This window comes from Anaerostipes hominis (ex Lee et al. 2021) (assembly GCF_002270485.1).
In the GTDB taxonomy this organism is placed as follows: domain Bacteria; phylum Bacillota; class Clostridia; order Lachnospirales; family Lachnospiraceae; genus Anaerostipes; species Anaerostipes hominis.
In genome coordinates this window covers 1-25,344 of the sequence record NZ_NQOG01000015.1, presented here as the reverse complement: position 1 = coordinate 25,344, position 25,344 = coordinate 1, and the positions used below count along the sequence as shown (strand labels likewise).

The following is a 25,344-nucleotide window of genomic DNA, read 5'->3' as shown; positions in this document are numbered from 1 at the left end:
TCAGGAATCCTTTTCTACGGGTATGATGATCTTGGTAACCCTTCTGGTTTCATCATTCACATCCAGAGGTGAAAGGATGAACTCTTCGGTAGCCGGCCCAACCGTTTTATAGTTATGTTTTTTGATCCACTTGATGAGATGTATGTAGGTGCTTGAAATTTCTTCATAGTTTCCGATATGAATGACTGTGGCAGCCAGCATCCCTCCAAAAGGCCGTATATGTTCAGCGGGCTTTGATTCCTCTACCTGGACGGCAAATTCGATCTCAGAGTCCTGGGACAGAAATTTATTCAGTATATTACTGTCATAAAAAGTGACATATACTGGCCCTGTGATTTTACAGTTCATTGTCTTTGCTTTATCCGTGATTCCAAGCCACCGTTCAAGGGAAATCTCAGAATAATCATAATCTTTCATGATACGGCGATCATATAAGAGATTGATCTCCGGGATAAATTCTACGGAAATCTTCATCTCGTCAGAACAGCTGTCAGACAGTTCTTCCAATATATCAATTCCACTCTGTATTTTTTTAAGAAAATAGCAGTATTCCGTATAACGGTTGATACTGTCTTCGATCTCCTGCTTCATAGACTGCAGCTTTTTCAGCATATTCTTTTCTAACGCCTTGGCTTCATTTTCAGAGACGATCTCTTTGATCTCCTTCAGTGAAAACCCCATTTGTTTCAAATTCTTAATGATGACGACGGTAATGATCTGCCCCTTTGAATAAAGGCGGTAATGGGTTTCCTCGTTTCTGCGGTCCGGAGTAAACAGGCCGATCTCGTCATAATATCTCAATGTCTTCTGCGGAATATCGCAGATCGCCGAAAGTTCCCCTATGCTGTAATAAGGCTTGTCGATAAAAATAAGAAACACCTCCCTCAGTACATTTTAAATGCCAATGCTATTATACCAGAATATAGCGGCAAAAAGAACGCTGAAATCCACAGCGTTCTTTTTGCTTATTTTAACGTAAAGGAAAACGATGTTACCTACTTGCCGGCATCACATTTGAGAACTGCATTCAGGAGTACAGATGCTCCCTGAGTACACTGTTCCGGGGATGTATATTCCGGTTCACAGTGAGAATGTCCGTCCTTTGACGGAACAAATACCATAGTGGTGGGCATCATATATGCCGCAAACTGTGCATCATGTCCTGCTCCGGAATTGATTTTCTGGTTGGAGTAGCCAAGTTCATCGACTGCTTCCTGTACATAACCAACCAGTTCTTTGTCATAGTAAACCGTGTCTCTTGTCCATGCTACTTCGTAGTCTACTTTACATTTTACTACTTCCTTCGGCATAGACTTGATGACATTGACAACCTGTTCAATCACTTCTGGTTTCTCATGTCTTGCATCGATAGAGAATTCTACATAATCAGGAATAACAGTATGTACATTCGGATGACAGTAGATTTCTCCGGTTGTATAAACTAATTCAGGGTCCAGCTTATCCAATTCATCATGGAGATACTGGAGAACCTTTGCCGCCCCATATAACGCATCCTGGCGGTATTGCATCGGTGTGGTTCCGGCATGGTCTGACTGTCCGTAAACCTTGATCTTGTAGTTGATCATTCCGAGAACACAGGTAACGACACCAATGTCTTTATTAGCTGCCTCTAAGATCGGGCCCTGTTCAATATGCAGCTCAAACATTGCCATATAATCCTTGTTGTTCAGGCGGTTTTCTCTTGCTCCTTTATAACCGGATGCCTCTAACGCCTCGCCGAATGTTTTTTCAGGTTCGAGAACTGATTTAGACGCCAGCATATTTTCATGGAGGAAATTTTTCTTAATATCATCCGGGAGATAATCGTTGCAGATAACCCCGGAAGACATCATAGCCGGCGGATATAAAGAACCTTCCTCGTTCGTCCAGATCATTGCCGTGATGTTGTGTTTATGAGGGATCTCCTGATCCGCAATCGTCTCGAGAACTTCCATCGCTCCCATGACTCCCAAAATGCCGTCATAGTTTCCGCCGTTCTTTACTGAATCACAGTGGGAAGCCATAACGATGTTCGGAAGATCAGGCTCAGAACCTTTGAGAGTTGCATAGACATTTGCCATATCATCTGTTTTGATCTCTGCTCCGATGGCTTCCATTCGTTTTACGAATTCTCCTCTTGCCTGTAAAGCTTCCGGTGAAAGAGAGTATCTTGTGATGCCTCCGTGTCCGGCATCTCCAAATTTACTCATTGTTGTAATCTTATCCGCCATCCGGCCTAAATCACATGTATACATAAATGAACCTCCTTATTTTTTGTTGAACCAATAGTTTTTAAAAATGTTCCAGCACACAGCTGCCACGATCGTTCCAAAGGCTATAGAAGCGCCCGTGATAAACGCTTCGAGCCGGTACTGTGCAAACTGTTCCCAGTCGGCTTTAAATGCATTCTGCATCATCATAAACAATGCTGCCCCCGGAATGAGAGGGATCATGCCGACTGCAAGATATAATGTCGCGGGTACCTTTGTCCTGACTGCCAAAAGTTCTGCATAAATTCCTAAAAATAATGCCGCTGCAAAATATTGTTTTCCGTACTGTGGGACTATAAATCCTGCCGCAAGATATACACACCACGCAAGACATCCTCCTAATGAAGTATAAAATATCTCTTTCCCATGCAGATTAAATAAAAATGCAAAGCCAAGGGCTCCAAAAAATGCTGCGGCGATTTGATTTAATTCACTCATCTCAAACTCCTCTCAACTTCATCTTGCAGCATCCTGCGAAAGTTTTTCAGCACTATCGGAGGAGTGCATTTTAAAGCAGGACGGAGATAGTGCTGAAAAATTCACAGCCAGCTGACCGCTGCAAAGCCCAGAGCAATCGAAAGGCTTAGCAGGACCGCTTCTCCAAAACGGGTCAGGCCGGATAAAAAATTATCGGATATCATCTCCCGGATACAGTTCGTGAACATAAGCCCCGGAATCAGGATCATCACATTGCCGATACTGATCTTATCAGAGGAACAGCCAATGCCTGTACGCGCCGCCATGACTGCCAGCGCCGCTGCTGCCAGCGAACACAGACATGAGACCAGAAACCGGTTCATCTTCATGTTTTTCAAAGGGATTTCCACAGCCTTGATCATGACTCCTATGGCCGCAGAAATCACAGCATCCAGCAGTGTCCCTCCGAAAAACAGGGTAAAAGCAGATGATATCAATGCATAAATGAGCATGCCCTGCCGGTTGGTATACCTGGGCAGTTCATGGATTTGTTTCAGATCCCTTCTAACCTCATCCATGTCCGGAAGGTTCTCACACACATTCCGGGACAGGTTGTTCAGATATTTCAGCTCCTGAAGGTTAAACGCTGAACCATGGATTCTCCTGGACTGGGTTATGATACCGAAATTCTTGGAGGAAATAGTGGCAACAATTGTATACGTAATAGAAAACACCTCAGTCCGTTCAGATCCATAAGCCGTGCAGATTCTAAGGATGGAATCTTCCACGCGGCTGATCTCTGCACCGGAGATCAGCATACGTGCGCCGATCTCCAATGCATTTTCAAGCATCTGTTCCGCTTCTTTTCTAGTCACTGCCTTGCCCATGGTACCCTCTCTTTTTTATTTCAGTTTTCTGGGGCTCCGTTTCACAAACCTGCCCATTCCGGGAGTTCCCTTAAACTCTCCGTCTGCATACACTACATTTCCGCGGAGGAATGTGCGAACCGGATATCCGTGAAGTTTCTTACCTTCCCAGATCGTGTGGTCACAATCTGAATGCATTGTATCAACACTGATCGTGAAATCTTTATCCTTGTCGTAAATAACAATATCTGCGTCCTTACCGACTGCAATCGAACCTTTCTGGTCACATCCGAAAATCTTCGCAGGGTTCGTGGAGCAAAGCTCTACTGCCCTTGAAAAAGATATTTTTCCGGAGTTTGCCGCATCCAGCATATATGGATATAAGTTCTCTATTCCTGAGCATCCGTTCGGGATTTTGGTGAAATCATCCCTGCCCCAGTCTTTCTCATAGCTCTGGAACGGGCAGTGATCCGTTGCCACCGTATCAATGGAACCGTTCTTTATCGCTTTCCACAGTGCATCCTGGCTTTCCTGGCCTTTGATCGGAGGGGAGCATACAAAGTTGCGTCCGTCCTCTCTCTTATAAACGTCACAGGTGAATTCCAGGTACTGCGGACAAGTCTCCACGAATACCGGTGCCCCTTCTTCTTTTGCCTGAATACAGGCTTCAAGGCCTTCCTTATCCGCCATATGCACCAGATACAGCGGCGCATCCAAATGCCTTGACCAGTGCACAGCTCTTTTGTCTGCCTCAGCCTCCACAAATTCCGGCCGGCTCATGTAATGATACCAAGCACTCGTCTTGCCTTCTTTTAAGAACTGCTCTGTATACATATCAATCAGATCCGGATTCTCAGCATGCACATTGATCATGGCTCCCAGTTCCTTCGCGCGCAGCATCAGCTTTGCAAGAGTTCCGTCGCTTACCATCCATCCCTCTTTTTTATACACCAGGAAGCATTTAAAGCTTGTGATTCCCTCTTTTACGGCCTCTTCCATCTCCTCAATGATCGCTCCGTCAGAAAGATCAGTGATACAGCAGTGGGAAGCAAAGTCCACACATGCTTCTTTCTCCAGAACAGCTTTTTTCTCTGCAATGACTCCGCGGATTGTTTCTCCGGTATGCTGAACCGGATAATCAAAGACCGTTGTGACTCCTCCGCAGGCAGCGGCCCTGGTTCCTGAAAGATAGCTGTCTGAAGAAATCGTACCGCCGAACGGCATTGCCAGGTGAGTGTGTACGTCCAGTGCTCCCGGAAGTACCAGCTTTCCTGCAGCATCAAACACTTCATCTGCATCTGCTTCTATATTTTCTGCAATGGCTGCGATCTTTCCGTCCTTCACACCTAAATCCGCAGAAAACATATCAGAAGCTGTCACAACAGTACCATTCTTGATCACTAAGTCGAATTTTTTCATATGATTGTCCCCCAATCTGACTTATGCTTTACTCATACATGGTTTTTATTTTCACTTCATGGTCTTTAACTCCCGGCTTCATCTCAACCTTTCCAGGGGTAATGCAGTCCATAACCGGACAGACATTCAGGCATAAATGGCATCCGACGCACTTATCTTCATTGAGAACCGGCTTCCTCTCTTTTTCATCCCATGTAATGGCCTGATGTCCGCCGTCAAAGCAGGATACATAGCATCTTCCGCATCCCACACACTTATCCTTATTGAAATCCGGATAGAGGATGAAAGTACGGTCGATGTCATCAGCAGGTACGATGTTCGGCAGAGCCACGCCTACCAGATCAGACAATTTATCAATTCCATGGTCTTCCATGAAATGGGACAGACCGCTGATCATGTCTTCTACAATACGGTATCCATACTGCATAACCGCCGTTGTCACCTGGAGATTGGAAGATCCCACAAGAATGAAATCCAATGCGTCCTTCCATGTCTCAATACCTCCGATTCCTGTGATCGGGACATCTTTTAATTCCGGATGCTGTTTCATCTGTGTGATAAAACGCAGCGCGATCGGTTTTACTGCCGCTCCTGAATAGCCGGAGATGGATGATTTACCGTTGACTACCGGCATTGCAGTCATATTTTCAACATCAATATTTGTGATGGCTTTTACTGTGTTGATGGCAGCGATTCCCTTAGCTCCGCCCTCCATGGCAGCAATCGCAGGAATCTCCATGTTTCCGATATTCGGAGTCATCTTTGCAATTACCGGAAGATGGGTAGCACCGGAAACAACCTCACAGTATCTGCGCACAAGATCCGGATTCTGTCCTACATCGGACCCCATGGCAGAGGAAGTCATCTGAGGGCAGGAAAAGTTACACTCAATCATATCGACTCCGGCCTCTGTTACTTTCTTTGCAAGGATCTCCCATTCTTCTTCATTGCTTCCCATAATGCTGGCAACAATGACTTTTGTCGGGTAATCCTGTTTCAGCCTTCTCATGTATTCCAGATTGTCTTCCAGAGGTTTATCTGAAATCATTTCCATGTTTTTAAATCCGGTCCACGGTGTTCCTTCCTTTGAGGTAATATCAAAACGCGGAGAACACTCATTTGGTATAAAAATACCGATGGTCTTATAGTAAACTCCTGCCCATCCTGCCTCCAGCGCTTTGGCACACATTTCATAGTTGCTTCCCACCGGAGAGGATGAGAGGAAAAATGGGTTTTCACATTTGACTCCTAAAAAATCGATTGATAAATCTTTCTTTACGGACATATTCAATGCCTCCTTTCTATTTGTTAAAATAGTCTGCAATCTTTTCTGCGGCCTCTTTGCCTTCAGCGACAGCTTCTACTACGGTTTTTCCGCCGTTTACCATGTCTCCGCCTGTGAAGACGTTATCGCCGTCTGCAATGCCTGCTACATCATCTCCGACCACCTGTCCGATCGCCAGCACAACCTGATCGGTTTTCATGGTCAGTCCGGATTCCCCGTCACGTCCTTCAAATCTCATTGCGGTGACATGTCCGTTTTCTCCGACGATCTCTGCAGGTGCAAATTCCTGAATGATCGGGATACCCATACTTTGTACGAAGCTGACTTCATCCATATCTGCCGGAGCTTCTTCAATGGTTCTGCGGTAAACGATAGTCGCTTTCGCTCCCAGCTGTTTCGCAGTTGTGACACAGTCCATAGCCACATCACCGCCTCCGATGACGATTACATTTTCTCCAAGTAACAGCTGATCTGTATTTGTCTTAGCTTCCCTCAAAAAGTCAATGGCAGTTACCACACCTTCCAGATCTTTGCCCGGTATATCCACCATCTTTGATTTCCAGAGACCTGCTCCTACGAATACTGCATCGTAATCACTTTTGAGTGCCTCAAGCTTTGCCGCATCTATGGATTCATTAAATTTAAATTCTACCCCAAGTTTTTCAATAGTCTGAATATCAAAATCAACTACTTCCTGAGGAAGTCTGGTTGGAATAATACCATATGTAAGGACACCGCCTGCTTTATCCTGAGCCTCATAGACAGTCACAGAATATCCTTCCAGAGCCAGCTGTCTTGCACAGGAAAGAGAGGCCGGTCCCGCACCTACACAGGCGATCTTTTCTTTCTTTGGCTCTGCCGCTTTTAAAAATTCCATATTCTGTTTTTTCTCTTCTTCTACGAGGAAACGCTGGATCTTTCCAATCTCGATCGGCTTATCAATACCGGTCCGGCTGCACGCCTGTTCACACATTTTTCCGTATGGACAGACCTGGGCACAGCATCCTGCCAGCGGGTTATTCTCGCGGACCGTCTCTGCTGCTCCTTTAATATTGCGGAAACGGAGAGAACGAATGAACTTTCCGGGATCTGTTCCTGCCGGGCATCCTTTGCTGCAAGGTGAATCATGGCAGAGAAGACATCTGGATGCTTCTTCCATTGCAGTTCTCAAGTTAAAGCCCTTTTCCATTTCTTCTCCATACTCTTTTTTTGTAATTTTACTCATGGTTGTTTCACACTCCTTTTATATGATCAATTTCATGGTTTTCCATCTGAGACTGGGACATTCAGACGTTCAGCCGGCACTATTCTTTTCCGAATTTCTTAAAAAGGAATCTTCCGGAATAGTCGCAGGACACTCCGAGAATATTGCCTAACAGAAGACAGATTAAGAGCATCTTCCAATCTCCGCCGCTGGCGAATGCAGAAAAGCCTCCCATAAACGTATTGGGCACCATAGACAGAACATCAATGTGGGACTGGAATACGATCAGCCAGGAAAAGAATCCCGTTACGACTGCTCCAAATATGATCGTGTTGTTGATGCCGCCGGACAGGATGATCAGCATTCCCCACAGCAGCCCTGTGTAGTTGCTGCACATCGATTTGATAAACCCTGTCTTCCCGCATCCGGCAGAAAAATACGACGTGCATCCGACGAATCCTATCCAAGTGGCGAGCCCGAGGGCAGAGCCGACTCCCTGCCAGAGACAGCAGAAAATTCCGGTACCGATGGCATTGGCCATTATTACACTCATAGTTGCTCCTTTCTTATTGCGTTTCTGTTATTTGTTAAGTTCATTGTATCGGATACACGATGTGGAGAGTAAAGAGATAATTTTTTAGTTTTCCTTAAGATTAGTTAATGCAAACTTTTATAAACTACCAGTAAATAATTGTTTGTATTTTTAAAAAAAAGAAATTTTAGTTTTATTTTTAACAAACTGCCACCCGTTAACAAAAAAATTGCATAAAAATATTAAAAATACAGCCAATATCATAGATAAAATAACAAAAAAAACCTTCCTGCAACAGGAAGGTTTTTTAAATTTATTATGTATGTCCCAGATGTACAAATGAAAGTTTGCGTTTTTCTTTGATTACCCGTTTTCCGTCAGTAAAACTACTGTCGAACATTTTGTCTGTACGATTTTTAAATAACAGAGAGGGAAACAGCGGGATACTGAAATGTCAGCATCCCCGAACTCTCAAAACCAATATTTCTTCCTATTCTTGAATATTATCCTGTTCAGACAAAACATGGCACAGCCCATCATCACCACGGCGGCAGAAAGGATTAGCACAAAGGAAACACAGTAGACATAACCGTGTTCTTTTATATTCAGAAAAAAATAGATATAATCCCCCGTAGCTTTTCCATATGCCACCGCAAAGATGAGATAGAGAAGCGGAACGATCATGACGCTTAGGACCTGACTGCTTTTTTGTACACGGTTCATGTCGCAGAACAGAAAATAGTAAAGTATCATGAAAACAGGGTTAAGCATATGCAGAAAAAGAAACATGCCGTTAAATTTGAATTCGTTTGTGAATGCCGTGCAGACCATCATGACCAGGAATAACAACATCATACAATCGAGATACAGGATCTGTGGAACTTTCCTTCCTGAAAGTCTGCAGAGAACAGTATCAAACAAGAAAATACCAACGGAAAAGTTGCTGAGAAAGGTCAGTTCATGCATGTATCCCAGCCTTCCCCAATAACAGTATAAAGCAGTGCAAATAAATAATATGGACAGTCCCAGTGTCACTGGCTGCCTGAATCTCCTGTTCATACCTGTTCCTCCCTGGAGTCTGATTCTGCTCTTAAACTATATTCGCTCCTGCACCCGATGATTACCGTAAAGGGCCAGAAAATAAACTCTGGCAGCAATCTGCGGCAATAGTTTTGATCTATCCTTCTTTCGATTTTAAAACTTCCCTTCCTTATCAGTCATCAGCAGTGCAATCGATCGTCTTTATATGGCCTTTTCCCAAATACTGGGCCTCTTGCCATAAATAAAACCTCCAAACTGAATAGTATTATCTTACATCAGTTTGAAGGTTTATACAAACTTTGGGATAGTCCCATCAAAATCTCTCAGGTCTTTTCATGATAATATAGCTAACAGTTATATTGGTTTTATTTCTTTGACTGAAATACAAGGCATGCTGCTCCAATCAATCCACAGTCTTCTCCTAACACTGCGGGTACTACATGGACATTATCTTTTAAGGCATCGTATACTTTCTCTTTCACTCGTTCCTCAATTTCTTCAACAAATCTAGGAACTTTTAATGCTACGCTGCCACCCAGCACAAAAATATCCGGGTCCAGAACACCATATAGAATTCCAAGGAAACTAGACAGATATTCATAGGCATCTTCCATGATATCCGCTGCTGTCTGATTACCTTCCTGTGCCATCTGGTAAACCTCTCCAGCATGAGCTGCCCTAAGTCCCGCATCATTTGCCCTCTTGGTAATAGCTGTTCCGCTGGCAATGGATTCGATGGAACCTTTCTTTAAATTCCCCTGGAATGGACCGTTTTTCCACAAAATAGAATTGGCAACTTCCTGTGCAAATCCCTTTGCTCCTCGGAAAATATTTTGATTTACACAAAAACCTGCCCCAATTCCTGTGGAAATCGTCAGAAACTGCACATAACCTTTTCCTTTTCCTGCTCCGATTGCTGCCTCAGCCAAGCACGCCAAATTTCCATCATTCTCCAAATACACAGACAGTCCTGTTTTTACTTCCAGACATTTGGTCAGTTCAAAATAATGCCATCCCGGAAGATTCGGAGGAGTCAGTACAACCCCATTGATTAAATCCAACGGTCCCGGACAGGAAATACCGATTCCCTCCACTGGATATCCAAATCCGTCAATAACTGTTTTTATGTCATTCAGAGTTGTTTCTGGTTCCTCCTCATTGGTCGGAAATTGTCTGCGTTCTATGATTTTATAATTTTCATCAATTAAGGCTACCCTTGTATTTGTTCCGCCTACATCAATTCCAACTGCATATTTCATACGCTTTTCCTATTGGTAGTAATATTTTACTTTATCCGCAGAGTCAAATAAATTAATCTTATCTCCAATGACTGCTTTACAAGCTTCGATTGGTTCTGGATAGATTTCCAGAGGTTCTCTGTATTCTGGATGAGCATTCAATACTTCTCTGCATTTTTCATAAAATGCGACCTTAATATCACTGGAAATATTAATTTTAGAAATTCCAATTTTTACTGCTTTTGCAATTTCCTCATCTTTATTGCTGGAGCCGCCATGTAATACTAATGGGATATCCAAAGTATCTTTTAATGTCTGTAAGATGTCCAGACGTAATTCTGGTTTCATATCGCTTGGATAAATTCCATGTGCAGTTCCGATTGCAACAGCTAATGTATCAATTCCAGTCTTCTCTACGAAATCTTTTGCCTGATCCGGATCTGTATAAATGATTCCTGTTGTTCCGCCTTCAATGGAGTTTCCTGTTGTTCCGATGGTTCCTAATTCACTTTCCACAGATACATTTGCTAAATGGGCAACTTCACAAACTTTCTGTGTAACTGCTACGTTTTCTTCATATGGAAGCTTGGATGCGTCAATCATTACAGAAGTAAATCCTGCCTGAATTGCTCTTACAACTGTTTCAAATTTGTCTCCATGATCCAGATGGATAACGACTGGTACATCTGTTTTGGATGCTTCATAAATCATAGCCTGAATTAAGCTGTTTTCTACAAAGTTAAATTCATCCGGTGACATTTCCAAAATAACAGGACTTTTCATTTCCTTGACTTTCTGCATCACAGCTTTCAATAACTGATCGCTTCCAATATTAAATGCTGGTACTGCAAATCTTTTTTCGTCCGCTACTTTTAACAGCTCTTTCATGTTCATTAACATAGTAAATATCTCCTTTAATCTCTTATAATGATTTTCCTTCTGATTTTGATAATTTGATGTATTTCTTTACCAGTTCCTGGCTGTCAATCTCCACCTGGTGCATCATGACCCAATAGTTAATATCTGGTTCCTTTTTTAAATGCTTTTTAATACTGTCAACGTTGGCATTCATAAAATCACAGCCTACGTTAATCTTATTAATGCCGTATTCGACGCATTTTTGGATATTCTCATCCCCAGATCCGCTGCCTCCATGAAGTACCAGAGGCATCTGTGTCTTTTCTTTGATTTCCTTTAATCTTTCAAAATCAAATTCCGGTACATAACCTTCTGGATAGTTTCCATGGGAACTTCCAAAAGAAATTGCTAATGCGTCAATTCCGGTTTCCTGTGCAAAGCGCAGTGCTTCATCTGGATTTGTTTTCATATCATCATCTGTATAGTTATCCCCATCACTTGCACCCATGCATCCGATTTCCCCTTCGACACTGGCATCAAACTGTTTTGCGAACTCCACGATTTCTCTGGTCATTTTAATATTTCCTTCCAGATCATATCTGGAAGCGTCTACCATAACACTGGAATATCCATCTGCAAGTGCTTTCTTTAATAATCCAACTTCTTCTCCATGATCAAAGTTCAACGCCACCTCTATACTAGCTCTCTCGGCAAGTTTTTTTACAATCGGTGCAATCAAATCACTATCACAGTGATTTACCATATGTTCCTGCACAATGTTTACAATAATTGGTGCTCTTAATGACTGTGCTGCCTGAATCACCGCTCTGGCCGTTTCAATATTGAAACAATTAATCGCCATAACTGCATAATTACCTTCATTTGCTCTTTCAAGCATCCCCTTCATTGATACGTACATTTTACAATTTCCTTTCTAATCTGGTACCTTATGAAATGCTGATTCCTGATAAATCCATTTCCTCTTCTTTTTCATCTGCAACCGGCTCGTCAACTTCTGTTTTTTTCTTCTTAATTAAAACTAACAATACGCCCGTTACTGCAGTACCTGCCAGTAAAGCAATCAGTGCAGCGATTGGATTTGACATTGCTGGAATAACAAAGACTCCTCCAGACGGTACTTTACTTCCTACACCCAATGAAAAACTAATCGCTCCTGTAATTCCACAACCTGTTGCTGTACAAATCACTGTACGAATTAAATCGTTCATCGCAATTGGAATAACACCTTCAGAAATCATACATAATCCCATCGGAAATGCAATTTTGATATTTTCTACTTCCTGAGAAGAATAAATAGGTTTTTTCATAAATTTAGATAATACTAATGAGAATGTAACTCCCAGAGGAGGAACCATAGCTGCTAACACTTTGATTGCTTCAGGTTCTGTAATTCCTTCCAGAAGCAAACCATCACAAATCAGGTTTGGCACCTTACTGATTGGTCCACCAAAGTCAATACACCCTAATGCTCCGATAACAAAGCCATATACTCCTTTAGAAGACTGGTCTAACCCTGTAATAAAGTTTGTTAATGCGTTTGTTGCCCATACAATTGGATTTCCAATAACAAAGAACATAATCAATCCGGCAATAATTGCAGATAATGTTGGAATAATCATCATTGGCATAAGAGCTTCTGCCCATTTTGGAACTTTCAAATTCTTTTTAATAAATAATGCAATATATCCAACCAGGTAACCACCGATCATACCACCTAAGAATCCAGCTCCCAAGAATGAAGCAATTTGTCCCATTAAGAAACCAGGTGCAATACCAGGGCGATCAGCAATAGAATAAGAAATATACCCTGCAATAAATGATGGTAATAATCCCATTCCTAAAACACCAAGAGAAGTCAATGCATTTGGAATTGTCATTTTTGATAATTCTGTTACATTTTCTCCACCCATTAAGTTACCAACTGCAATTAATAATCCTGATGCTACAACCAATGGCAGCATGTATGAAATAGCAGTCAACGCATGTTGTTTTAATTCTGCTCCTATTTTTTTCATAATCTCTCTTCTCCTTTGTTACTTTTTCAATTCATTTTCAATTTTCTGAATTAATTGCTTGGGTGCCTTCACACACACATTTGTAGGTACTTTAATTGTAGGTTTTCCTTCAAAGCGCTCTGTTCCAGTAATTGCAATATCCACTGCCAGAATTACAATGTCAGCTTCTTTCACCTCATCTGCTGTTAATTCATCTTCGATACCAATTGTACCCTGTGTCTCCACCTTAATGGTGTGTCCCATACTTTCAGCAGCACGAATTAATTTTTCTTTCGCAATGTACGTATGTGCAATACCTGATGTACATGCTGCAACTGCAACAATTTTCATAATTTAACATCTCCTTTCATAGTTCCTATTTGTTATTCCTTACACTAAAATAGTAGCATGGATATTCTTTCTGTGTTCATTGATTAAGGGCTTTTTAATGTGGCACTTTTTTTCTGTTTTTTTTATTTTTTTGTTTTTCCGGGCATTTTAATACGGTAATTTTTAAGCTGTAAATAGTTCATAAAAGAAAAACCACCGGGAATCCGATGATCTTTTTATGAATGTTTTAAGCATTGAATTTTAAATTTTCCCTAGATTAAAATACTGCTTTTATATCTTCCACTGTTTTTGCAGAAAGCAGCTGTTCAACAGCTTCATCATTTCCAAGATTTCTTGCTACTTCTGCCAACAGCTTTAAGTGTGTCTTCGCATTTTCATTGTCATTTCCTACTGCGAACAAAAAAATCAGTTTTACACCCTTTCCATCCAGTGTCTCCCACTCAATTTCATTTTCCATTTTTCCAATGGCAATTCCAACCTGTGTTACGGAATCACTTTTTCCATGAGGAATTGCTACATAATGTCCGATTCCTGTCTGCCCTTGAGATTCGCGAAGATAAATATCTTTCACATAGGATTCTACATCTGCAATATATCCTGCATTTTTCAGCTTTCCTGCCAGATTTGTAATAGCTTCTTTCTTATCTGCAGCTTTCATATTCAAGTCAATTACTCTTTCATCTAATACATCTTTTACATTCATGATAGTTCCTCCTCATCATTGAATTAAATATTTGTAAACTTCAATATTGGTTTCCATACTTTTTAACATGAGAATTTTTTCATCTGTATCAATTAATGAAACATATTCTTTGTAAAATAACTGAATTCTGTTAATTTCATCTTTGGTAATTAGCTTGAATCCAAGTAGAAATACTACTTCCACTGGCTCATCGTCCCACATCACTGGCTCATCCAGAATTGCTATTGCAACCTTGGATTCGTTAACTGCAGCAGGTGAACCATGGGGAAGACTGACACCGTTGCCTATCGTTGTTGTTGTCTTATTTTCCCTCTCCATTACCGTATCAAAAAATTCTTCTGTCACAACGCCCTTTTCTTTCATGGCATCTGACATAACTTTTAAGATTTCTTCCTTTGACTGAACCTTCATGTGTGTGAAAATCAGTTCTGGAGAAAACAGCAGACAACATTCTGGAGAAAAAGGATTCTCACTTACATTAGAGTTAATAGTGTCCAGATAATTTCTTAAAGCAAGAATACCATTTTCACTTAAAATATTAGGAATTACTACAATTCGTTTGTCTTTCACTTTTGTTTCTTTTGATGAGATGATAATATCAATATCATAATAATCATCCAATTTAAAATCATGGGTACTGACAATTTCCAGACTTCTAATTTCCGGAACAACCTTTTTAATTCTTTCTTTCATCAACTGCGCATGTCCCATATTGAAATTCGTCAGTAAGATTGCCTTGTACTGATGTATCTTCCGCTCAATTGCCGCCTGAATATACAAAACGATGTATCCGATTTCATCTTCGGTAATCTGTACATTGTAACACTCTTCAAACAGAATACTAATTGCCCAGCTTGCCCGAAATACGTTTTTATACTCTTTTTTAATAAAATCGATTAAATCATTGCTTTGCGGGGTTCCGTATCGCAGTCGGAAAATGGTCGGTCTCAAATGTACAATAAGGCTTTCTTTTACTTTCTGGTCCGATACTAAATCTACATTCATAATGTTTCCAATGACCGTCAGCAGCCGATCCACAAATTTCACCAGCTGATTGTCATATTTTTTTACTTGTTCCAGTGTAATTTCAATCTCTGAAATTCCTATAAATTTTGAACATAGAATCTGTATGGAAAGAAAAAGAATATCTTCCTGGGAAAAGCGTACATGGAATACTTCTTCCAATTTTTCAAAGATAGCTACAGTAAACGCATACTCATTATATTTTTGAAGAATTTCCAGTTCTTCCATATGATTCTCCATCATCAATGGATTGTCGAACTCTTTTCTCTGATATGCTATACAACAGTAAATAAGAATTTCATAAAATGATTCATCTGTAAATCGATAATCCCATTCGTTTTCTGCCTGTATGATACATTTTCGCACTGTTGATACATCAATGTTCGGAAAAAAATAATCCAGATTCTGATTAATTGTAGCCGAGGTACTTCGTTCCATCATCAGATTCCTCAATGCAATCCGATATTCATTTTCTCTGCTTAACAATCGATATCCGCGACTTCTTTCGTTTACCAGTTTGATGTTATAGTAACTAAGCCATTCTTCACATTCTTTCATTACCTTCAGCATTGTTGGAACACTTAAATATAGTTTCTCTGATAACTTCTGTGTAGTAATTGTCTGCCACGGTCGTAAATTAAATAAAACCTTTAAAGCTTCCGTAACTCGTTCTTTCGGATTATAAGATTCTAACTGAAGTTCTCCCGGCCGATCCAGATAGGCTTCCAATTTTTCTTTTTTTTCTTCTGATATCTCCAGCCAAATACCTACTCTTGGTTTTCTCTGAATAATTCCAAGATTATTTTGAGTTAAAAAATCATCCAGTTCATTAAGTTTATTTCTTACGGATTTTTCAGAGAGTCCGACTTCTTTTGCAATTTTCCCGGTCGCCATGATTTCGCCGTCCATGATACAACCTAAAATCTGTTTCATATAAAACTTCTCTTTCGAACGTTTCATTCTTCCTTCGTCTCCTCTCAATCATTATGTAAGTTCTGTCTGCACCTCCTCCCTTATGATGGTTTAAATTATAGCACGGTTCCTTTTACTTAGATTATCAATTACGGGCGTTTTAATATGGTACATTTTTTTATTTTTCCAGTAAATCCTCCAAAAAACAATAGATAAAATGTGGTAATTTTTAAATAAAAGAAATTCCGTGTATATAACAAAAACCGCTTGAGTGCAAAGCACTCAGCGGTTTCATTTTTTCATTTTAGCATGGTTTAATGCTAACGCGTATATTATTCGATGATAGTAGCAACACGTCCTGATCCAACTGTACGTCCACCTTCACGGATAGCGAAAGATAATCCCTGAGCCATAGCGATTGGGTGAATCAGTTCGATTGTCATTTCTACGTTGTCACCAGGCATGCACATTTCAACACCTTCCGGTAATTCAACAACACCTGTTACGTCGGTTGTTCTGAAGTAGAACTGAGGACGATATTTGTTGAAGAAAGGAGTATGACGTCCACCTTCGTCTTTTGTTAAAACGTATACCTGAGCTGTAAACTTAGTGTGGCATGTGATAGAACCTGGTTTACAAAGAACCTGCCCTCTTTCGATTTCTTCTCTCTGAACACCACGGAGAAGAGCACCGATGTTGTCACCAGCCTGAGCTTCGTCAAGAAGTTTACGGAACATTTCGATACCAGTTACAACAACTTTTCTTGTCTCTTCTTTGATACCAACGATTTCAACTTCTTCAGATACGTGAAGTACACCGCTTTCAACTCTACCTGTTGCAACAGTACCACGTCCTGTGATAGAGAATACATCCTCTACTGGCATAAGGAATGGTTTGTCTGTGTCACGCTGTGGGTCTGGAATCCAGCTGTCAACTGCAGCCATAAGTTCCATGATCTTATCTCCCCACTCGCTGTTAGGATCTTCAAGAGCTTTTAAAGCAGATCCCTGGATAACTGGAGTGTCATCACCTGGGAATTCGTACTCGCTTAATAACTCACGGATTTCCATTTCTACTAATTCTAATAACTCTTCATCGTCTACCATGTCACATTTATTCATGAATACTACGATGTAAGGTACGCCTACCTGACGGGAAAGAAGGATGTGCTCTTTTGTCTGAGCCATAACACCGTCAGTTGCAGCTACTACAAGGATAGCTCCGTCCATCTGAGCAGCACCAGTGATCATGTTCTTTACATAATCGGCATGGCCTGGGCAGTCAACGTGTGCGTAGTGACGGTTATCTGTTTCATATTCTACATGAGCTGTGGAGATAGTGATTCCACGTTCTCTTTCTTCCGGAGCTTTATCGATATTTTCGAAATCAACGGCTGCGTTTCCATCTACTCTGGCACTTAATGTCTTTGTGATAGCAGCTGTTAAAGTAGTTTTACCATGATCGACGTGACCAATGGTACCAATGTTGCAATGAGGTTTGGTTCTCTCAAACTTTTCTTTAGCCATTTTAAATGTCCTCCTTATTAGCCCTTTGGGCAAATAGATAAATTATTATTTACTACCGGGTCGACGAATCACCTTACCAAAGGCCGTCCTACCCTTGATTATATTTCATTTCTTTGAAGAATTCAAGCATATTTTTTATCAAAAAAACCTGCTTATTTTGCTTTGTCTGCGATGATTTTTTCCTGTACGCTCTTCGGTACCGGCTCGTAGCTGTTGAAGAACATAGAGTAGTTTCCACGGCCCTGTGTTCTGGAACGAAGGTCTGTTGAGTATCCGAACATTTCTGCAAGAGGAACGAAAGCTCTGATGATCTTTCCGCCTCCGACATCATCCATACCCTCAATACGTCCGCGGCGTGAGTTGATATCACCGATAACGTCTCCCATGTAATCTTCAGGAGTTGTAACTTCGACTCTCATGATCGGCTCTAAGATGATAGCCCCGGCTTTCTGCATCGCTTCCTTGAAGGCCATGGAACCGGCGATCTTAAACGCCATCTCTGAGGAATCGACATCGTGGTAAGATCCGTCGTATACTGTAGCTTTTACACCGAGTACCGGGAATCCTCCAAGGATACCGCACTGAGCAGCTTCTTCGATACCAGCTCCGACTGCCGGGATATATTCCTTAGGAATGTTACCGCCGACAACAGTGGATTCAAACTTGAACAGTTCTTCACCGTTGGCATCCATTGGCTCAAAGTGTACTTTACAGTGTCCGTACTGACCGCGTCCACCAGACTGTTTTGCATACTTGCTGTCCACATCCACTTCTTTCGTGAAGGACTCTTTGTAAGCAACCTGAGGCGCACCTACATTCGCTTCTACTTTAAACTCACGAAGCAGACGGTCTACGATGATTTCCAGGTGAAGCTCACCCATTCCGGAAATGATTGTCTGTCCTGTCTCTTCATCAGTATGAGCTTTGAAGGTCGGATCTTCTTCTGCAAGTTTTGCAAGTGCTTCTGACATCTTGCCCTGGCCTGCTTTTGTCTTAGGCTCGATCGCTACGTCGATAACCGGCTCTGGGAATTCCATGGATTCCAGGATTACCGGACTCTTCTCGTCACAGATCGTATCACCTGTTGTTGTGATCTTGAAACCTACGGCAGCTGCAATATCACCTGCGTAAACTTTGTCTAACTCTTCACGCTTGTTGGCATGCATCTGAAGGATACGTCCAACACGCTCTTTTTTCTGTTTTGTAGCATTTAATACGTAGGAACCTGAATTCATTGTTCCGGAGTACACACGGAAGAAAGCAAGCTTTCCAACGAATGGGTCTGTCATGATCTTAAATGCAAGTGCTGCGAAAGGTTCATCATCAGATGAATGTCTTTCGATTTCATTTCCGTCTTCATCCACACCCTTGATGGCAGCGATGTCTGTCGGTGCCGGCATGAACTCAAGAACAGCGTCCAGTAATTTCTGAACACCTTTGTTGCGGTAAGCAGTACCGCAGCAGATCGGAACTGCTGTACATTCGCATGTTCCTTTTCTAAGTGCAGCTTTTAATGCTTCCACAGATGGCTCTTCCCCTTCCAGGTATTCCATCATCAGATCGTCGTCTAACTCACAGATCTGCTCTACTAACTGAGTGTGATACATTTCTGCATCATCTTTCATATCATCAGGGATATCTGTGATTGAAATGTCTTCTCCCTTATCATCATTGTAAATGTAGGCTTTCATTTCAAACAGGTCAATGATACCCTGGAAATCATCTTCTTTGCCGATTGGCAGCTGAATTACAACTGCATTGGCACCGAGACGGTCTTTGATCTGTTCCACAGATCCGTAGAAATCAGCACCTAAAATATCCATCTTATTGATGAATGCCATTCTAGGTACATTGTAAGTGTCTGCCTGACGCCATACGTTCTCAGACTGTGGCTCTACTCCACCCTTTGCATCAAATACTCCGATCGCACCGTCAAGTACACGCAGGGAACGTTCTACTTCTACTGTGAAATCAACGTGTCCCGGTGTATCAATGATGTTGATACGGTGTTCTAATGCTCCATCCTTCGGTTTGCAGTTTTCCTGGAGAGTCCAGTGACATGTGGTCGCTGCAGAAGTGATCGTGATACCTCTTTCCTGTTCCTGCTCCATCCAGTCCATGGTAGCAGTTCCCTCATGAGTATCACCGATCTTATAATTTACACCAGTATAATAGAGGATACGCTCTGTCAAAGTGGTTTTCCCAGCATCGATATGAGCCATGATTCCAATATTTCTGGTTCTCTCTAATGGATATTCTCTTCCAGCCAAGATCTTTTCCTCCTATTGTTTTTCGGATAAAGCGGTAGGCCCCGCACACCAGATTAAAATCTGTAATGTGCGAATGCTTTGTTTGCTTCTGCCATTTTGTGCATGTCTTCTTTTTTCTTTACGGATGCTCCGGTGTTGTTGGATGCATCAAAGATTTCATTTGCAAGCCTTTCTTCCATGGTCTTTTCTCCTCTTTTACGAGAGTATAAAGTCAACCAGCGGAGTGCAAGGGCCTGTCTTCTGTCCGGACGTACATCGATCGGTACCTGATAGGTGGCTCCACCGATACGTCTTGCTTTAACTTCCAGCACAGGCATGATATTGTTCATTGCCTCTTCGAATACTTCAAGGGCAGGCTTTCCAGCTTTCTCTTCAATACGGTTGAATGCACCGTATACGATCTTCTGGGCAACTCCTTTTTTACCGTCTAACATGATGTTGTTGATCAGTTTGGTCACAACTTTGTTATTGTAAATAGGATCCGCCAAAACATCTCTTTTCGCAATATGTCCTTTACGTGGCACGTTTCTTCCCTCCTTAATAATTGCCAACGGCAGAAATATTATACCTTTTTCTGACATGCCGCCGGCCTTAATTCATCGGTACTCATTCATCCTTGCGCAGTTACCGGCTTTCCGCCGGTCTTCAAGCGCTCAATGCCTGATCGTGCCAGAATTTATATCTATCTCCTGTACTACAGGGAAAACATTCATTTCCGGCACAACTATACAAGGTAGCGTAATGTTACGCTGCTTTGTACCAATTTAGTTTCGTTTGATTATTTCTTCGGTCTCTTAGCTCCGTATTTGGAACGAGCCTGCATTCTGTTTGCAACACCTGCTGTATCAAGTGTTCCACGAACGATATGGTAACGGGTACCTGGTAAGTCCTTAACACGACCACCACGAATCAGAACAACACTATGTTCCTGTAAGTTATGTCCCTCACCCGGGATATAGCTTGTTACTTCGATACCGTTAGAAAGACGTACTCTGGCAATCTTACGAAGAGCAGAGTTAGGCTTTTTAGGAGTCGCAGTCTTAACAGCTGTACAAACCCCTCTCTTCTGAGGAGAGCTTGCGTTTACTGATCTCTTCTTTAAAGAGTTAAAACTTTTCTGAAGAGCCGGTGCGGTAGACTTCTTTGTAGATGTCTTTCTCCCTTTTCTAACTAATTGGTTAAAAGTTGGCATTAATTTTCACCTCCATGCATGTTTTCTGCTGTAGTTACTTATGATCTGTTGTTGCACATAGATATCTACGCGCATTTTCTAATTATAAGTGGGAGAAAATCGTTTGTCAAGGGGATTTCCATGGGTTGCATTAAAAAAGCTCGTATTTCCATAAAATTCGTAAATACAAGCTTTTAATCTTTATTTTTTATGTATTTTAAAATAATTTATCCGATACCGCCATAAAATGCACCAGCGATCAAAGCAACGATCGCACAAAGGCAGTAGACATACTTTGCCAGCAGATAAAACCACGAACCAATTGGTTTTTTCGCCCCTTCATTTACTGCCTTGAGAACATACTCTTTCCCCGCAACCCAAAAAAACATAACAGCAGCCAATAGAGCCCCCAAAGGACAAAGATAGATAGAAACAATATCCATCCATCCAGAGACTATTGCTTGAATAAACAAAGCTACGACAGCTCCCAGTACCAGAACCGTACCTGTAGCAAAGATCCGTTTAATTCCGAATCTTTCCTGTAAAAAAGCCACCGGAGCCTCATACAGATTGATTATAGAACTGATACCGGCAAAAGTCACGCACAGGAAGAAAATCACTCCGACAATCCGTCCTCCTACCATTCCATTCATAACATTTACTAAATAAATAAACATCAAGCCGGGACCGCCAGCAGTCAATTCCGCATTTCCAACTGCCATGGCAGGAATGATGACGAAAGCTGCCAGCATCGCAGACAAAGAATTAAAAAATGCTACATTACGGGCTGCCCCTGGAATGGATTCACTTTTTCCAAGATATGATCCATAAATGACAGATCCATTTCCCGCAACAGACATGGAAAAGAACGCCTGTCCAAAAGCAAAAATCCACACTTCAGGATTTAAGGAAAAAATATACTTGTACCCGTTGGACGCTCCTGGCAGTGTAGCAATATAAATTCCGAGAGCCATAAACATTATGAACAGAAGAGGCATCATGATTTTATTAGCCTTTTCGATTCCGCCTGAAATTCCCATGGACATGATGGCAAAACTGGCAATAACAGCGATTAGAATCCAGGTATTAGCGCCCCAGCTACTCGCAGTAGAATTGAAAGTTCCAACAATAACATTCATATCCTGCCCCATAGAAAACATAGAACCGGAAATTGCCATGATTGTATATTTAAATACCCAGCCCATGACACATGTGTAGCCGATAGCAAGCGCCAGCGAGCCGATGATTGGAATAGCACCGATAGTTTCACCGAGCTTTTTGCTTCCAGTACGCAGTTCTGTACACTTGCCAAATGCGCCTACAGGGCCAGCGCCAGCGGAACGGCCCAGCGCAAATTCGCCAATAACGCCGGAAGCTCCAATCAACACAATAAAAATAAAAAAGGGGATCAAAAAAGTCAAACCACCGTATTTGGAAACCATAATGGGCAAACGCCAGATGTTACCCATACCAACTGCAGAACCGACACAGGCCAGAATAAAGCCCCATTTTGATTGAAATCCGTCACGGTTTTTTTGAATTGTATTAACATTTTTCATTGGTATCCCTCCTTCGGATAATACCGATCTTCTTTAAATTCACAGTTTGGATGCGGTTGAAGTTTTGTATTAATCAAGGCCTTTCCCGCAATCCTAAAATACGACCGCAAGCCACCTTTCAAAAAGACCGCCTGCGGTCGCATAAAAGTCGACGCAAAATTTATAAGATTACAAATTATAGATCATTATTTATTTTCGTTAGGGTAAGGTTCCAGGAACGCATGGAAGTGACGCATTGGCAAGTTGTGTCCCCAGACAATCCTGATATTAGGAATATTCTCACGATCTTCGTACAATGCCTTCACAGCAGCAATGACATAATCTAAATGCTCCTTGGTCAACCGGCTTCGGTCGATTGCGAACCGAACTACGTTTGCCAGCTCCGCCTGCTGTTCAGGTGTCTTCAGATCATACTCCATAGAATAATCGCCTAACTCAGAAGTACGAATCCCATAACGCCGAATCAGTTCAATGCTGAATCCCTGACCGGCAAAAGTATCATGACCACGTTTTCCATCAAAGAATTCATCCATATTGATGTACACGGCATGCCCGCCGGCCGGCAGTACCACGCCTTTAATTCCGGCATTATAGAAGCCCTCAGCCAAATAGTTACACTGACCTACTCGATCATGCATATAGTTGAAATCACAGCTCTCATACAGACCTACGGAAAGAGCCATAATATCACGCCCTGACATACCGCCATAGGAATCGTTGCCGTAACAGGAAATCTGCTTTACCTTTAATAAAACACCCACGTCCGTCTTGATTGTTCCATCTTCATTGAAGTCTGAAAATTTCTTCCAAAACAATCCTCTATCGCGGAATGCCAGCATGCCACCCATATTAGAATGACCGTCCTTCTTCGCAGACATAGTGAACGCATCACATAAAGAAAACATTTCCGTAGCAATCTCTGCGATTGATTTGTCAGCATAGCCTTCCTCATTCATTTTAATAAAGTAGCAGTTCTCAGCCCAGCGAGCGACGTCAAACACCAAAGGAATATCATACTTATGCGCAACACGGTTGATTTCTTTCAGATTTTCCATAGATACAGCCTGACCACAAATCGGATTGTTGGTAATGCAGGCAAAAACTAATGGTACATTTTCAGGTCCACAGATTTGGATCAGCTGCTCCAACTTCTCGATGTCCATATTTCCCTTAAATGGATTCTTATCATACTTTCCACCTTCCGGAATCTCATACAACAGCTCCTTATTGTATAAATTTCGAGGAATTGAACCCATCTGCTTTATGTTTCCTTCAGTAGTGTCAAAGTGACCATTTGACGGGATAGTGAAAACTTTTCCGGGATAGCGCTGAGCCAAAATCTTTTTTACGATCTCCATCAGAACAGATTCTGCTGCACGGCCCTGCTGAATAATAAAAGTATTAGGACGTTCCATCTGTGCAGCACCACCGTTAAACAGGCCTCCTTCATATTCGCACAGATACAACTCATCCATCATCTTTTCGACGTCCCTGCAATCTGTGCGGACTAAATCAATGGATCTCTTCCAGTTCTTTTCACCCCCGCGCTCAAAAATATCACGGAAGGTATCCAGCAAGACATAATATCCTGTATTACGCCCATAAGCCTCATCCCCCAGAAACAAGGATGCCCACTGCTGATTTGTCATTGCTGTCGTTCCTGAGTCGGACAGCATATCAATCGTCAGCATACCTGCCGGAAATGCAAACTCGTTGTAATGGGTAGCTTTCAGTGCACGTTCCCGCTGTTCTACTGTCACACTCGGGATATCCCGAACTGCAAAACTGTAATGACTTGGAGAAGGAACGTTCAAAGGATACTCATTCATAGTGGATTTCTTCATAATACTCTTACCTCCATTTTTATAAAATAATCTCTCGGAATCTTCAGCCCAGTAAAATCAAGGCTTGTAGATTCCATTTTATTAAAATCCCCCACTTTTTTGTCAAAAAAGACTTGACAAATCGCTCAAAATTTGCGGCGAAGCCGATTAAATATATTTTATTTTTATCGACTGGAGGGCGATTTTTATGTTACCTGTTTATTCCGGCGGTCATACCGCCTATCAGACTTTTTTACTTGAAAACCTTCGTAAATATTATCCTGATCCCACTGTTTTTTCTAAATCAACGTGGGATATCATCGAACGTTTCTGGAATCTTGATCTTTCTTATACCGACGAACTGCTCCGCAGCAAATATTCTGTCTTTGGTCCAAAACCAAGGACTCCTTCCTGTATGCAGCGTTCTTATCTTCTCTCCATTGATTTTAAAGTTCATTCACTTACCGACTGGGCTGCTCAATTGAAAATCAATCCACTCTATGCAATCCTCAGTGGGTTTCGCTTTGGTGACACTCCTGGAGTCGGCACTTTCTATGACTTTCTTAACAGGCTTTGGGATTCCGATTCTGATAATCTTTCTCCCCATATACATCCTTTAAAAAAGAAAAAAGTGCAAAAGCCAAAACAGAAGGGAGAAAAAGCAGAATCTATTGAAAAAATCACAGTGGAACAACTTTTTAAATCCATGGAATCTTCTTCTTTTTCTATTGATGACCAACCATATGCTTCTCTTTTCAAGATTTACAACCATGAATTTTTAACCGTTTCCATCTCCAAAGGATTGATTGATACCTCCAATCTTTCCATTGCCGGTGACGGTATGCCTGTTGTTACATCTGC

At 41.7% G+C, this 25,344-nt stretch carries 22 protein-coding genes and 1 pseudogene; 1 reads left to right on the top strand and 22 read right to left on the bottom strand.

Going from position 1 to position 25,344, the window contains the following annotated elements; all coding sequences use genetic code 11:
- From CI597_RS12710 to CI597_RS12605, 22 genes are all read right to left on the bottom strand, one after another.
- A complete protein-coding gene (locus CI597_RS12710; protein WP_024729170.1) occupies nucleotides 1-879 on the bottom strand; it encodes a MerR family transcriptional regulator in 879 nt (292 codons plus the stop codon).
- Nucleotides 880-995: 116 nt separating this feature from the next.
- The gene (locus CI597_RS12705; RefSeq protein WP_024729169.1) at nucleotides 996-2,255 is read right to left on the bottom strand and encodes a Zn-dependent hydrolase; all 1,260 of its coding nucleotides are present in this window, start codon (nucleotides 2,253-2,255) and stop codon (nucleotides 996-998) included.
- A gap of 12 nt (nucleotides 2,256-2,267) precedes the next feature.
- Nucleotides 2,268-2,708 carry a threonine/serine exporter family protein gene (locus tag CI597_RS12700; protein ID WP_024729168.1) on the bottom strand — a complete coding sequence of 147 codons (441 nt, stop codon included), beginning with the start codon at nucleotides 2,706-2,708 and terminating at the stop codon, nucleotides 2,268-2,270.
- Nucleotides 2,709-2,809: 101 nt separating this feature from the next.
- On the bottom strand, nucleotides 2,810-3,574 hold the full coding sequence (locus CI597_RS12695; RefSeq protein WP_024729167.1) for a threonine/serine ThrE exporter family protein: 765 nt from the start codon (nucleotides 3,572-3,574) through the stop codon (nucleotides 2,810-2,812).
- 15 nt (nucleotides 3,575-3,589) lie between these two features.
- Nucleotides 3,590-4,972 (bottom strand): dihydropyrimidinase, encoded by a 1,383-nt coding sequence (hydA, locus tag CI597_RS12690; RefSeq protein ID WP_095142957.1) that lies wholly within the window; start codon nucleotides 4,970-4,972, stop codon nucleotides 3,590-3,592.
- A gap of 28 nt (nucleotides 4,973-5,000) precedes the next feature.
- Complete coding sequence (gene preA, locus CI597_RS12685) at nucleotides 5,001-6,257, bottom strand: NAD-dependent dihydropyrimidine dehydrogenase subunit PreA (RefSeq protein ID WP_024729166.1); 1,257 nt, start codon at nucleotides 6,255-6,257, stop codon at nucleotides 5,001-5,003.
- Nucleotides 6,258-6,273: 16 nt separating this feature from the next.
- Complete coding sequence (locus CI597_RS12680; protein WP_024729165.1) at nucleotides 6,274-7,482, bottom strand: FAD-dependent oxidoreductase; 1,209 nt, start codon at nucleotides 7,480-7,482, stop codon at nucleotides 6,274-6,276.
- A 79-nt stretch (nucleotides 7,483-7,561) separates the two neighbouring features.
- On the bottom strand, nucleotides 7,562-8,014 hold the full coding sequence (locus CI597_RS12675) for a DUF1097 domain-containing protein (protein ID WP_024729164.1): 453 nt from the start codon (nucleotides 8,012-8,014) through the stop codon (nucleotides 7,562-7,564).
- A 450-nt stretch (nucleotides 8,015-8,464) separates the two neighbouring features.
- Nucleotides 8,465-9,052, bottom strand: a complete 588-nt coding sequence (locus tag CI597_RS12670; RefSeq protein ID WP_024729163.1) for a Pr6Pr family membrane protein — start codon at nucleotides 9,050-9,052, stop codon at nucleotides 8,465-8,467.
- 347 nt (nucleotides 9,053-9,399) lie between these two features.
- On the bottom strand, nucleotides 9,400-10,293 hold the full coding sequence (locus tag CI597_RS12665) for an ROK family protein (protein ID WP_024729162.1): 894 nt from the start codon (nucleotides 10,291-10,293) through the stop codon (nucleotides 9,400-9,402).
- 9 nt (nucleotides 10,294-10,302) lie between these two features.
- The gene (locus CI597_RS12660) at nucleotides 10,303-11,172 is read right to left on the bottom strand and encodes a ketose-bisphosphate aldolase (protein WP_024729161.1); all 870 of its coding nucleotides are present in this window, start codon (nucleotides 11,170-11,172) and stop codon (nucleotides 10,303-10,305) included.
- Between the two features lie 22 nt (nucleotides 11,173-11,194).
- A complete protein-coding gene (locus CI597_RS12655) occupies nucleotides 11,195-12,049 on the bottom strand; it encodes a class II fructose-bisphosphate aldolase (RefSeq protein WP_024729160.1) in 855 nt (284 codons plus the stop codon).
- A gap of 28 nt (nucleotides 12,050-12,077) precedes the next feature.
- Nucleotides 12,078-13,166 (bottom strand): PTS fructose transporter subunit IIC, encoded by a 1,089-nt coding sequence (locus CI597_RS12650; RefSeq protein WP_024729159.1) that lies wholly within the window; start codon nucleotides 13,164-13,166, stop codon nucleotides 12,078-12,080.
- Nucleotides 13,167-13,184: 18 nt separating this feature from the next.
- The gene (locus tag CI597_RS12645) at nucleotides 13,185-13,496 is read right to left on the bottom strand and encodes a PTS fructose transporter subunit IIB (RefSeq protein ID WP_024729158.1); all 312 of its coding nucleotides are present in this window, start codon (nucleotides 13,494-13,496) and stop codon (nucleotides 13,185-13,187) included.
- 256 nt (nucleotides 13,497-13,752) lie between these two features.
- Nucleotides 13,753-14,199, bottom strand: coding sequence for a PTS sugar transporter subunit IIA (locus CI597_RS12640; RefSeq protein ID WP_024729157.1), 447 nt, complete (start codon nucleotides 14,197-14,199; stop codon nucleotides 13,753-13,755).
- A 15-nt stretch (nucleotides 14,200-14,214) separates the two neighbouring features.
- Nucleotides 14,215-16,182, bottom strand: coding sequence for a BglG family transcription antiterminator (locus CI597_RS12635; RefSeq protein WP_024729156.1), 1,968 nt, complete (start codon nucleotides 16,180-16,182; stop codon nucleotides 14,215-14,217).
- A gap of 284 nt (nucleotides 16,183-16,466) precedes the next feature.
- Entirely contained in the window at nucleotides 16,467-17,660 is a 1,194-nt protein-coding gene (gene tuf / locus CI597_RS12630; RefSeq protein ID WP_006568224.1) for an elongation factor Tu, read from the bottom strand.
- A gap of 152 nt (nucleotides 17,661-17,812) precedes the next feature.
- Nucleotides 17,813-19,930 carry an elongation factor G gene (gene fusA, locus CI597_RS12625; RefSeq protein ID WP_024729155.1) on the bottom strand — a complete coding sequence of 706 codons (2,118 nt, stop codon included), beginning with the start codon at nucleotides 19,928-19,930 and terminating at the stop codon, nucleotides 17,813-17,815.
- A 53-nt stretch (nucleotides 19,931-19,983) separates the two neighbouring features.
- On the bottom strand, nucleotides 19,984-20,454 hold the full coding sequence (gene rpsG / locus CI597_RS12620) for a 30S ribosomal protein S7 (RefSeq protein WP_024729154.1): 471 nt from the start codon (nucleotides 20,452-20,454) through the stop codon (nucleotides 19,984-19,986).
- A 254-nt stretch (nucleotides 20,455-20,708) separates the two neighbouring features.
- The gene (rpsL, locus tag CI597_RS12615; RefSeq protein ID WP_006568221.1) at nucleotides 20,709-21,122 is read right to left on the bottom strand and encodes a 30S ribosomal protein S12; all 414 of its coding nucleotides are present in this window, start codon (nucleotides 21,120-21,122) and stop codon (nucleotides 20,709-20,711) included.
- Between the two features lie 206 nt (nucleotides 21,123-21,328).
- Entirely contained in the window at nucleotides 21,329-22,660 is a 1,332-nt protein-coding gene (locus CI597_RS12610) for a sodium-dependent transporter (protein ID WP_095142956.1), read from the bottom strand.
- A gap of 185 nt (nucleotides 22,661-22,845) precedes the next feature.
- Nucleotides 22,846-24,489 carry a tryptophanase gene (locus tag CI597_RS12605; RefSeq protein ID WP_024729153.1) on the bottom strand — a complete coding sequence of 548 codons (1,644 nt, stop codon included), beginning with the start codon at nucleotides 24,487-24,489 and terminating at the stop codon, nucleotides 22,846-22,848.
- Nucleotides 24,490-24,691: 202 nt separating this feature from the next.
- Here CI597_RS12605 and CI597_RS18645 point away from each other — a divergent pair.
- Nucleotides 24,692-25,344: pseudogene (locus tag CI597_RS18645) on the top strand (hypothetical protein); the annotation flags it as partial.

Coding starts and splice junctions, on each gene's coding strand:
- tuf (WP_006568224.1), bottom strand. CDS start 17,660: ATGGCTAAAGAAAAGTTTGAGAGAACCAAACCTCATTGCAACATTGGT.
- CI597_RS12645 (WP_024729158.1), bottom strand. CDS start 13,496: ATGAAAATTGTTGCAGTTGCAGCATGTACATCAGGTATTGCACATACG.
- CI597_RS12670 (WP_024729163.1), bottom strand. CDS start 9,052: ATGAACAGGAGATTCAGGCAGCCAGTGACACTGGGACTGTCCATATTA.
- CI597_RS12640 (WP_024729157.1), bottom strand. CDS start 14,199: ATGAATGTAAAAGATGTATTAGATGAAAGAGTAATTGACTTGAATATG.
- CI597_RS12650 (WP_024729159.1), bottom strand. CDS start 13,166: ATGAAAAAAATAGGAGCAGAATTAAAACAACATGCGTTGACTGCTATT.
- preA (WP_024729166.1), bottom strand. CDS start 6,257: ATGTCCGTAAAGAAAGATTTATCAATCGATTTTTTAGGAGTCAAATGT.
- CI597_RS12680 (WP_024729165.1), bottom strand. CDS start 7,482: ATGAGTAAAATTACAAAAAAAGAGTATGGAGAAGAAATGGAAAAGGGC.
- rpsL (WP_006568221.1), bottom strand. CDS start 21,122: ATGCCAACTTTTAACCAATTAGTTAGAAAAGGGAGAAAGACATCTACA.
- CI597_RS12605 (WP_024729153.1), bottom strand. CDS start 24,489: ATGAATGAGTATCCTTTGAACGTTCCTTCTCCAAGTCATTACAGTTTT.
- CI597_RS12655 (WP_024729160.1), bottom strand. CDS start 12,049: ATGTACGTATCAATGAAGGGGATGCTTGAAAGAGCAAATGAAGGTAAT.
- CI597_RS12665 (WP_024729162.1), bottom strand. CDS start 10,293: ATGAAATATGCAGTTGGAATTGATGTAGGCGGAACAAATACAAGGGTA.
- CI597_RS12660 (WP_024729161.1), bottom strand. CDS start 11,172: ATGTTAATGAACATGAAAGAGCTGTTAAAAGTAGCGGACGAAAAAAGA.
- CI597_RS12675 (WP_024729164.1), bottom strand. CDS start 8,014: ATGAGTGTAATAATGGCCAATGCCATCGGTACCGGAATTTTCTGCTGT.
- CI597_RS12700 (WP_024729168.1), bottom strand. CDS start 2,708: ATGAGTGAATTAAATCAAATCGCCGCAGCATTTTTTGGAGCCCTTGGC.
- CI597_RS12705 (WP_024729169.1), bottom strand. CDS start 2,255: ATGTATACATGTGATTTAGGCCGGATGGCGGATAAGATTACAACAATG.
- CI597_RS12635 (WP_024729156.1), bottom strand. CDS start 16,182: ATGAAACGTTCGAAAGAGAAGTTTTATATGAAACAGATTTTAGGTTGT.
- hydA (WP_095142957.1), bottom strand. CDS start 4,972: ATGAAAAAATTCGACTTAGTGATCAAGAATGGTACTGTTGTGACAGCT.
- CI597_RS12610 (WP_095142956.1), bottom strand. CDS start 22,660: ATGAAAAATGTTAATACAATTCAAAAAAACCGTGACGGATTTCAATCA.
- CI597_RS12695 (WP_024729167.1), bottom strand. CDS start 3,574: ATGGGCAAGGCAGTGACTAGAAAAGAAGCGGAACAGATGCTTGAAAAT.